The sequence below is a fragment of the Saccharopolyspora sp. NPDC050389 genome, from assembly GCF_040655595.1.
GTDB lineage: Bacteria > Actinomycetota > Actinomycetes > Mycobacteriales > Pseudonocardiaceae > Saccharopolyspora.
In genome coordinates, this window is sequence record NZ_JBFAKG010000003.1 from 218,039 (window position 1) to 227,460 (window position 9,422).

The window sequence follows — 9,422 nt, forward strand, 5'->3', positions numbered from 1 at the left end:
GCGTTCTGCGCGGAACTGTTCGCCACGAAGGTCCGCTACACCGGCGTGTCCCTGGGCTACCAGAGCGGCTCGGTGCTGGGCGGCGGCCCAAAAGACTCACGGCCCCGACGCCTATAGCGAGCCGAAGTACGGGTGGCGGGCCGGGTTGCCGTCGCGAGGGATGAACCACTGGTCGAAGGACACACCCCGCGAGCGCAGCTCGGCCTCGACCTTGGTGACCTGCTCCGCCACCTCCGGCTCCGCGTCGGCCGCCAGCGGCAGGTCCACCTCGTACAGCTCCTCGTGGTCGCTGTCGCCGAAGGCCCGCCCGGCGAAGGCGGCGAACACCGGCTCGCTGTCCTCCCAGGTCATCAACTCGGCTGCCTCCAGCACCACGCGAGCCTCGTTGACCACCAGCCGCAACGCCAGCGCCTCGGCGACCGTGCGCGGCGGCGTCCAGCTCGGCTCCGTCAGCCGCACCGCGACCGCCGCCGACGACAGCACGAAAGAGCGGGCGAAGAACGCGTCGTAGCGGTGGTCGTAGCAGGGCGGCAGTTCCTCCAGCACCAGCAGCCCGACCGCGTCGGCCACCGTCGCGTTGTTCACCGCCAGGGCCAGTTCGTCGTAGAAGATCTCGTCGGTGACCACCCGCACCGCGTGGATCAGCGCCCCGGCGGCCAGGACGTGGGTGTCCGGCTCGGCACCGAACGCGCTCGCCTCGAACGCCCGCAGCTGCGGAGCCAGCACGGTGAGCCGGGTGCGCCAGTGCTCGGCGTCCATCGCGGGCTCGGCGGAGGTCTCCAGCGCCTCCTCGACCGCGGCCTCCAGCTCCTCGTTGACGTCCGAGGCCGCGGCCAGCCGCTGGTTGAACTCGTCCTCGGTGATCCGCACCTCAGAGTGCGCCACCGACCAGCCGGTGAGCACCTCGCTCTCGCCGATCAGCTCGTCGAGCACCGAGGCGGCGGCTTCCTCGGCCGCCAGCAGCGACGGCGCGTCGAGCGCGAGCACCACGCTCGCCCCGGCCGGATGCACCGTGATGCGGTAGTCCAGGACGTCGATGTCGGCGTCACCCGGGCCGGAGACCCCCTCGACCAGCGCGAGGTGGCGGTCCAGCACGGCCGCGATCCCCTCCTGCTGCAGCGCGTCGAGCTCCACGACCTCGGCCGGCGGCGCGAGCTCCGCTGTCACCGCATAGTCCACCGCTTCTCGCCTTCTCCTCGACGGTTGGTCGGCATGTTACGTCGTCAGGTAGGCCAGGACCCGTCAACCGATCGAGGCCCCCTCATCGGCCATGATGAACCACGTGACAACGACTGTGGCCGTATTCGGCAGCTGCAACATGGACCTGGTCGCCTACGTCGGGACTGCCCCGAAGCGCGGCGAGACGGTGCTCGGGCGGGAGTTCCACACGGTGCCCGGAGGCAAGGGCGCCAACCAGGCGATCGCCGCGGCCAAGGCCGGCGCCGCGGTGCGCATGATCGGTGCCGTCGGCGAGGACGAATTCGGCGCCCAGATCCGCGATACCCTGCGGAAATCCACTGTGGACGTCTCGGGAGTGCGGGTGGTGCCGGGTCGCAGCGGCACTGCGCACATCGTGGTGGACGACGAGGGCGGCAACTCGATCGTCGTGGTGCCGGGCGCCAACGGGACGGTCGACGGGCTCGCCGAAGGCGACGAGGAACTGATCGCAGGATCGCGGAGTTTGCTGCTGCAGCTGGAGATTCCGTTCTCCGGCGTGGCCGCGGCCGCGGCGGCGGGACGCCGCAACGGGGTGCGCGTGGTGCTCACGCCCGCTCCGGCAGTGCCGTTGCCCGAGGAAATCCTGTCGAATGTGGATCTGCTGGTGCCCAACGAGCACGAGGCGGCGATCCTGGCGGGCGACGACGACCCGCACCGCGCGCTCGCCGCGCTGCTGGAGCTGGTTCCGGAAGTGGTGATCACCCTCGGTGCCCGCGGCTCGCTGTACGGCAACCGCGACGGCGCGCGCGTGGAGGCGCCCAGCTTCCGGGTCGACGCGGTGGACACGACGGCCGCGGGCGACACCTTCGTCGGGGTGCTGAGCGCAGCGCTGGGCGAGGGCGCCGAGATGCCCGAGGCGCTGCGGCTGGCCTCCGCCGGGGCGGCGGTGTCGGTGCAGCGCAACGGGGCCAGCAGCTCGATGCCGACCCGTCAGGAAATCACCGACTTCTTGGCGGCCGTATAAGCGATTCACCACGTCAATTACTGCTCGTCCACGACTGCGTTACGAGGAGTCATTGCGCGAGTTTCACGGGCGGCCGGATTGGCCCCGAGTTCGAACCGGCCGCCCGTGGCAGGTGCTCACTGAGCGTTGTCGTACGCCTCGACGACCTCCGCCGGAATGCGGCCCCGGTCGGAAACCTGCATCCCCTGATTCCGGGCCCATTCCCGAATGGCCTGGTTGCGTTCGCGGTCGGCCGCGGTCGGCGTCGCCGAGGGCTTGCCGGGCTTGACGGCGGCGCGCTTGCGGCCACCGGTCTTCCTCGCGTTGGCCACGAAAGACTCCAGCGAGTCGCGGAGTTTGGCGGCATTTTCGGTGGACAGGTCAATTGCGTAGTTCACCCCGTCCAAGGCGAACTCGACAGTGCTGTCGGCTGCTGTGCCGTCGACGTCGTCGACGAGCTGAACGGTGACTTTCTGCGCCACGGTAACCCTCGATTCCGGCTCGATTCCCCGTCTTCTCCGCACGCCCGGTGTGGAGAAGAGCGAGCGAACAATAAACGATCGCCGCAAGAATGATCCACCCGCCGCCGGAATTTCCTGCGATGTGCGCTGGATTACTTTCCAGGATTGCCCCGCAGCGGTTACTGTCCGTTGGTGGTCGGGCGCTCGCCGGCGTGTGAGGTGACGCGTGACCCGCCCGGCGGTTATCAACAGGTCGCCGAGTTGTTCTATGGTTAAGTAGGAGACAACAGCGATGCCGCGTGCTACAACGTGGTCAGGGCTCGCAGTAGTCTTACCTGCAAGTGTCGCGGATCGAGGCGGGGCACGTTCCCGAGACAGGTGATCATGGCCGAGCGGATTCAGGTCGAACTCGTCGATGACATCGACGGGTCCCCAGCCAACCACACCGTCACCTTCGCACTGGATGGTGTGACGTACGAAATCGACCTGAACGACAAGCACACCCAACAACTCCGGGGCGTGCTCGACCGCTACGTCAAGGCCGCGCGGGCCCCGAAGCCGGAGCCGGTGCGCAGCACGCGCCAGCAGGAGCGCGAAGAGGAGCAGGCGCGGGAGACCAACAAGCAGCTGACGGAGCAGATCCGCGGCGCCGCGCAGCGCACCCGCGAGCACCTCAGCAAGAAGGCCGCCGAGCCCGAACCGGAGCCCGCCGAGCAGCAGCCGGAGCCGGTCGAGGAAACGCTCTTCGACACGACCGCGGCCGGGGAATCGAAGCCGGATGACGCCTCCCGCGTGCCGGCGGTTTCGATGCCGACGTTCTCCTCCGCCGTCGACTGAGCTGGCAGGTTCGGCGAAATCGCGCTCATTTCGGTCCTACGGCGCCGTGCCGTGACCGAATTCCGCTAGATGCCGGAATGATCACGGATCTGGACACGCGCGGTCCGGTCAAAATACGGTGCTCGCGTTTACCCCGGTGGCAGACGGGAGACGCGCGTGGCGGATCGCTTCGGGCAAGGCGTGCTGGCGGTGCTGGCCACCGCGATCGTGGCGACCGGCTGCGCCCCGCTGGTGGACGTCGAGCAGACCGCCGCCGAGGTGCGCTCCTCCGTGCAGGCCCCGACGGTGCGCGGTGGCGAGGCGGTGATCGCGCTCGACCAGGAACCGGACAAGCTCGATCCGACGCTGGCGTCGACGCTGGCCAGTCGTCAGATCTTCAGCAGCATGTGCGAGAAGCTCTACGACGTCGATGAATCCGTCCGCCTCGTGCCGCAACTGGCCGCCGCGCTTCCGCAGATCTCCGCCGACGGCCGGGAACTGACGATCCCGCTGCGCACCGGAGTGCTGTTCAACGACGGCACCCCGCTCGACGCGCCCGCGGTGAAGAAGAGCCTGGACCGGCACCGGGAACTCAAGGGTTCGGCCCGCAAGACCGAGCTCAACGCGGTCGAATCGGTGGCGGTCGTGGACCCGAGCACGGTGCGGCTCACCCTGTCCCGGCCCTACGCCCCGCTGACCAGCATGCTCGCCGACCGTGCCGGCATGATCATGTCCCCGGCGAAGCTCGACGAACGCGGCGAGGACTTCACCGACGACCCGGTCTGCGTCGGCCCGTTCCGGTTCACCGAACGCGTCGCGCAGGACCGGATCGTGCTGGACCGCAGCGAGTTCTACTACGACCGCGACCGCGACCGCGTCCGCCTGGACCGGCTGGTGTACCGGACGGTGCCGGACGACAACATCCGGATGGCCAACCTGCGCTCCGGCGAGTTCGACGTGATCTGGGAGGTGCCCACTCCCGAAGTGCCGACCCTGTTGCGGGACAAAGGAATCGTGCTCCTCAACCAGCCGACGCTGCAGTACTACGGCATCACCGTCAACGTGCGCAACGTCGGCGGCAAGACCGGCGAAGTGACCGGCCCGCTCGCCGACGATCCCAGACTGCGGGAAGCCCTGTCGCTGGCCATCGACCGGCGCACGCTCAACAAGATCGCCTTCAACGGGTTGTTCCAGGCCGCCTGCGGCCCCATCCCGGGCAGCAGCGAGTACGCCACCCCGAAGACTCAGGAATGCCCGCCGCACGACCCGGAGCGGGCCCGCCGGCTCATCGCCGAGACGGGCGCGCAGACGCCGGTGCGGTTCGAGATGACGCTGGCCAACGACCCGACCCAGCTCCGGGCCGGGCAGGTCATCCAGGCGATGGCCGCCCAGGTGGGCTTCGACATCGTGCTGCGCCCGACGGAGTCGGCCACGGCGATCAGCGAGGCGCGGCAGGGCCGCTTCCAGACCTTCTTCGTCGGCTGGTCCGGCCGCCCCGACCCGGACGGCAACATCGCGGCCTTCCACACCGAAGGCGGCTCGCAGAACTACAGCGGCGACTTCAGCCCCGGCACCGACGAGCTGATCGAACAGGCCGGCAGCGAGCAGGACACGCCCCGGCGCCGGGCCCTGTACGAGCAGATCGTCGACGCGCTGCACCAGCGCAACAACGTCATCTACCTCTATCGCACGCAGTACTACACCGCGCACACCGCGCAGCTCGCCGGCGTCGAGACCTTCCCCGACGGGCTCATCCGGATGAGGTCGGCGGGCCACGTCCAGGCGGGGGGATGACATGCGCAGCTACGTGCTGAACCGGATCCTGCAGTCCGCGGTGACCCTGGTGCTGGTCTCGCTGGTGATCTTCGCGGGGCTCCGCGCGCTGCCCGGCGACCCGGCCGTCGCGATCGCCGGCATCGAGGCCGACGACGCGGTGATCGCGGAGATCCGCCGCGCCCACCTGCTCGACGAGCCGATCCACGTGCAGTACGCGGCCTGGCTCGGTCGCCTGCTGCAGGGCGATCTCGGCGAATCGGCCCAGACCGGCCTGCCGATCGGCGACATCATCCTCACCCGGCTGCCGGTGACCCTCGAACTGGCCGTGCTGAGCCTGCTGTTCGCCGCGCTGGTAGGCCTGACCGCCGGAGTGCTCAGCGCGGTGCGCCGCGGCACCGCGCTGGACTGGCTCGGCAACGGGGCGTCGCTGTTCGGGCTCTCCATCCCGAACTTCTGGCTCGGCCTGATGTGCGTCCTGGTGTTCGCCGTCTGGCTCGGCGTGTTGCCCGCTTCCGGCTACGTCCCGTTCACCGAGTCGCCGCTGGGCAACCTGCAACGGCTGATCCTGCCCGCCTTCGTGCTGGGCAGCGGTCTGGCCGCGGTGCTGATGCGGCAGATGCGATCGTCCATGTTGGACGCGTTAGGCGCGGACTACGTGCGGACCGCGCGCGCCAAGGGCGCCGGGGAGTGGCGGGTGGTCGGCATCCACGGCCTGCGCAACAGCCTGATCACCGTCCTGACGATCCTCGGCCTGCAGCTCGGCACGCTGATCTCCGGTGCAGTGGTCACCGAGCAGATCTTCGTGCTGCCGGGTTTCGGCAAATTGATGGTCGATGCCGTGTTCACCCGCGACTACCCGGTGATCCAGGCCGCGGTGCTGGTCTCCGCGGCCGGCTACATCCTGGTGAACCTGCTCGTCGACCTGCTGTATTCGGTGGTGGATCCGCGAATCCGAGTCCGTGGAGGTGCCGGATGACCCAGGCGGATCTGCCGCGGGTGAGCGGCTCGCGCCGGGTGCTGCGCCGCCTGCTGCGGCACCGCACCGGCGTCGTCGGGCTCGTGCTGTCGGCGCTGTTCGTGCTGGTGGCACTGGCGGCACCGGTGATCGCGCCGGTCGACCCGGCGGCGGTGAACTTCGACCAGGTTCTCCAGCAGCCGTCGCTCGCGCTGCCGCTGGGCAGCGACGAACTCGGCCGCGACCAGCTCGTGCGCGTCTTCTACGGCGTCCGCGCGTCGATCGTGGTCGGCGTGCTGTCGGTCCTGCTGGCGGTGGTGGTCGCGGTCCCGCTCGGCCTGATCGCCGGCTACTACCGGGGCTTCGTCGACGTCGTCGTCTCGCGCATCACCGACACCCTGCTGGCGTTCCCGTTCCTGGTGCTGGCCGTCGGCTTGGCCGCGGTGCTCGGCGCGTCGATGGTGAACGCGGCCATCGCGATCGGCCTGTCGCAGGTGCCGAACCTGATCCGCGTCGTGCGCGGGGAGACCCTGCGGCTGGCCAACGAGGACTACGTGGCCGCCTGCGTCGCGGCCGGCGCGCGCGGCACGACCGTGATGTTCCGGCACATCCTGCCGAACGCGGTGAACGCGCTGCTGGTCCAGGTCACGGTCGCCATTCCGCTGGCGATCATCGGCGAGGCGCTGCTGTCGTTCCTGGGGCTGGGCGTGCAGCCACCGGAGCCGTCGCTCGGCGTGATGCTGTCGGCCGCGCAGACGTACCTCGCGCAGGCGCCCTGGCTGGTGGTCTTCCCCGGCTTGGCGGTGGTGCTCGCGACGCTCGGCTTCAACCTCCTCGGCGACGGCCTGCGCGACGCACTCGACCCGAAGGGGCAGCGATGAGCGACGTGCTTTCCTTCACCGACCTGCGGGTGCGGTTCCACACCGAGGACGGCGTCGCGGAGGCGGTCCGCGGCGTCAGCTTCGGCATCGCGCCCGGCGAGATCCTCGCCGTGGTCGGCGAGTCCGGTTCCGGCAAGAGCGTCACGGCGATGTCCGCGCTCGGGCTGCTCGCGCCGACCGCCGAGGTCACCGGGCGCATCGAGCTGGACGGAGCCGAGCTGAGCGGGCCGGACCTGCGGCGGATCCGGGGCAAGCAGCTCGCGATGGTCTTCCAGGAGCCGATGACCTCGCTGAACCCGGTCTTCACCATCGGCTGGCAGCTGGTCGAGGCGATCCGGCTGCACCGCGACATGCCGGCCGGCGAGGCCCGCGAGCGCGCGGCGGAGCTGCTCGACGTCGTCGGCATCCCGGAGCCGTGCCGACGGCTGAAGCACTACCCGCACCAGCTCTCCGGAGGGCAGCGGCAGCGGGTGATGATCGCGATGGCGCTGGCCTGCGAGCCCAGGGTGCTGATCGCCGACGAACCCACCACCGCGCTGGACGTGACGGTGCAGGCCGAGATCCTTGCCCTGCTGCGCGACCTCCGCGAGCGCCAGGGGATGACGGTCCTGCTGATCACCCACGACATGGGAGTCGTGGCGGACCTCGCGGACCGGGTGGTGGTGATGCACCGCGGCGTGCTGGTCGAGCAGGCCTCCGTCGAGCAGCTGTTCCGCGCGCCCGAGCACGACTACACCAAGGCCCTCCTGGCGGCCGTGCCTCGGCTGGAGATCGGCGAGCGCGCCGAACCCGAGCCCGCAGAGCTGGTTCTCCGCGTCGAGGACCTGGTCGTGAGCTACGCCGGCCAGCGCGCCGTGGACGGGGTGTCGCTGCACGTCGAGCGCGGCGAAATCCTCGCGCTGGTCGGAGAATCCGGCTCCGGCAAGTCCACTGTGGGCAAAGCGGTGGCCCGGCTCGTAACTCCGGCGGAAGGCCGGATCGTGCTCGACGGCCAGGACATCAGCCGGCTGCCGGCACGGCGGCTGCGCTCGGTGCGGCGCAACATCGGCATCGTCTTCCAAGACCCCGGCTCATCGCTGGACCCACGGATGACCATCGCGGACAGCATCGCCGAACCACTGTGCCTGCACCGCGTCGCGCGCGGCCGCGAACTGGAGGAGCGCGTCGACACCCTGCTTGACGCCGTGGAGCTCGGAGCCTCGATGCGCCGCCGCTACCCGCACGAGCTGTCCGGCGGGCAGCGCCAGCGCGTCAGCATCGCGCGGGCGCTGGCGCTGGAGCCGCGGCTGCTGATCGCCGACGAACCGACCAGCGCGCTCGACGTGTCGGTGCAGGACGCGGTGCTCCAACTCTTCCAAGAGCTCCAGGCCAGGCTGAACTTCAGCTGCCTGTTCATCAGCCACGACCTCGCGGTGGTGAACCTGCTCGCGCGCCGAGTGGCCGTCATGCACCGGGGCGAGGTGGTCGAGCAAGGCGACCGCACCCAGGTGCTCGGCGACCCGCAGCACGAGTACACCCGACGACTCCTGGCAGCGGCGCCAGTGCCCGACCCGATCCGCCAGCGCGCGCGACGGGCCGCGTCCTGAGGGCGCGGGTCAGTCCTCGGCGCGGTGCCGCCGCGACCTGCCGCGCGAGCCGGGCCCGGTGCGCGCGGACTTCTTGGCCTCGGCCTTCGGCCGCTCGACCCGCTCCGCCAGGGCAGCGGCGAACTCGGGTGGGGCGCTGGGACCCCAGTTCCGGTCTTCCGGGTCCATCAGCGTCTTGCGCAGCTCGGTGTAGATCGGTGTGGAGTCCACTGCTACCCCCGTTCAGACGATCGTTTGGGAGGCTACCGGCGCTCTACGGACGAGTCGCGGCGACGAAGCAGGACCACACGAACGTGGACTTGAACCGCGGTCTCGGCGGCCACCTCGAAGCTAGGGCCCAAGATCGTCTCTGACCTGGTGTTTTGTTGCTTAAGGGGGGGTGGTTTCAGGGGGTGTTTTGGGGGTGTGTAAATTTATCCAAGTCAGAGCGACACGGGCCGGGAAAACCGGGCCGAGCCTGACACGGGTCGCGAACCAAGCTCCCGCCTCCGGGTGGTAGAGTGGGCGACACGATAAAGCGGTGAAGAGGAAATGCTCCCCGGAGCTCCAGTTCTGATTGTGGGACTGGGTGATGGTGTGGGTGTGTTCTTTGAGAACTCAACAGCGGACTGTTTTGGTTAGTGTTCTTTTATGCCCCCGACCATGCAGGTTTTGTGTGGTTGGTGGTTTCTTTGAGTATGGCGCTCGCCTCTTTGATGGTTTGAGTGTCTGCTGGGATTGTTCAACAGCATTGTTGGAGAGTTTGATCCTGGCTCAGGACGAACGCTGGCGGCGTGCTTAACACAT

9 protein-coding genes are annotated in these 9,422 nt (G+C 69.3%); 6 read left to right on the plus strand and 3 right to left on the minus strand.

The window, feature by feature from the left end; translation table 11 throughout:
- Window positions 1-111 precede the first annotated feature (111 nt).
- Window positions 112-1,179, minus strand: a complete 1,068-nt coding sequence (locus tag AB0I53_RS03295) for a hypothetical protein (RefSeq protein ID WP_358595649.1) — start codon at window positions 1,177-1,179, stop codon at window positions 112-114.
- A 103-nt stretch (window positions 1,180-1,282) separates the two neighbouring features.
- Between AB0I53_RS03295 and rbsK the strand changes: the two genes are divergently transcribed.
- A complete protein-coding gene (gene rbsK, locus AB0I53_RS03300; protein WP_358595652.1) occupies window positions 1,283-2,182 on the plus strand; it encodes a ribokinase in 900 nt (299 codons plus the stop codon).
- Window positions 2,183-2,298: 116 nt separating this feature from the next.
- Here rbsK and AB0I53_RS03305 read toward each other — a convergent pair whose 3' ends face one another.
- Window positions 2,299-2,643 (minus strand): Lsr2 family protein, encoded by a 345-nt coding sequence (locus AB0I53_RS03305; protein ID WP_358595655.1) that lies wholly within the window; start codon window positions 2,641-2,643, stop codon window positions 2,299-2,301.
- 363 nt (window positions 2,644-3,006) lie between these two features.
- Here AB0I53_RS03305 and AB0I53_RS03310 point away from each other — a divergent pair, with 363 nt between their 5' ends.
- From AB0I53_RS03310 to AB0I53_RS03330, 5 genes are all read left to right on the plus strand, one after another.
- Window positions 3,007-3,459 carry an Lsr2 family protein gene (locus AB0I53_RS03310; protein WP_358595658.1) on the plus strand — a complete coding sequence of 151 codons (453 nt, stop codon included), beginning with the start codon at window positions 3,007-3,009 and terminating at the stop codon, window positions 3,457-3,459.
- Window positions 3,460-3,615: 156 nt separating this feature from the next.
- A complete protein-coding gene (locus AB0I53_RS03315; RefSeq protein ID WP_358595661.1) occupies window positions 3,616-5,232 on the plus strand; it encodes an ABC transporter substrate-binding protein in 1,617 nt (538 codons plus the stop codon).
- 1 nt (window position 5,233) lies between these two features.
- Entirely contained in the window at window positions 5,234-6,190 is a 957-nt protein-coding gene (locus AB0I53_RS03320) for an ABC transporter permease (RefSeq protein ID WP_358595664.1), read from the plus strand.
- The gene (locus tag AB0I53_RS03325; protein WP_358595665.1) at window positions 6,187-7,050 is read left to right on the plus strand and encodes an ABC transporter permease; all 864 of its coding nucleotides are present in this window, start codon (window positions 6,187-6,189) and stop codon (window positions 7,048-7,050) included. The genes AB0I53_RS03320 and AB0I53_RS03325 overlap by 4 nt, the downstream gene beginning before the upstream one ends.
- Window positions 7,047-8,636, plus strand: a complete 1,590-nt coding sequence (locus AB0I53_RS03330) for an ABC transporter ATP-binding protein (RefSeq protein WP_358595667.1) — start codon at window positions 7,047-7,049, stop codon at window positions 8,634-8,636. Before AB0I53_RS03325 ends, AB0I53_RS03330 begins: the two co-directional genes overlap by 4 nt.
- 9 nt (window positions 8,637-8,645) lie before the next feature.
- Here the strand turns inward: AB0I53_RS03330 and AB0I53_RS03335 are convergent, their stop codons facing one another.
- Window positions 8,646-8,846, minus strand: coding sequence for a hypothetical protein (locus AB0I53_RS03335; protein ID WP_358595669.1), 201 nt, complete (start codon window positions 8,844-8,846; stop codon window positions 8,646-8,648).
- Between the last annotated feature and the right edge of the window lie 576 nt (window positions 8,847-9,422).